This window comes from Shigella sp. FC1967 (assembly GCF_001743005.1).
Lineage (GTDB): Bacteria > Pseudomonadota > Gammaproteobacteria > Enterobacterales > Enterobacteriaceae > Proteus.
In genome coordinates this window covers 1-355 of the sequence record NZ_MIIZ01001413.1, presented here as the reverse complement: position 1 = coordinate 355, position 355 = coordinate 1, and the positions used below count along the sequence as shown (strand labels likewise).

The window sequence follows — 355 nt, the reverse complement described above, 5'->3', positions numbered from 1 at the left end:
CCCCACGCTTTCGCACCTGAGCGTCAGTCTTTGTCCAGGGGGCCGCCTTCGCCACCGGTATTCCTCCACATCTCTACGCATTTCACCGCTACACGTGGAACTTCTACCCCCCTCTACAAGACTCTAGCCAACCAGTTTCAGATGCAATTCCCAAGTTAAGCTCGGGGCTTTCACATCTGACTTAATTGACCGCCTGCGTGCGCTTTACGCCCAGTAATTCCGATTAACGCTTGCACCCTCCGTATTACCGCGGCTGCTGGCACGGAGTTAGCCGGTGCTTCTTCTGCGGGTAACGTCAATTGATAAGGGTATTAACCTTATCACCTTCCTCCCCGCTGAAAGTACTTTACAACCC

Annotated in this window: 1 rRNA gene; it reads right to left on the bottom strand. The window is 53.5% G+C overall.

The features are described 5' to 3' along the window. Positions 1-355, bottom strand: a 16S ribosomal RNA gene (locus tag BHE89_RS22550); the annotation flags it as partial.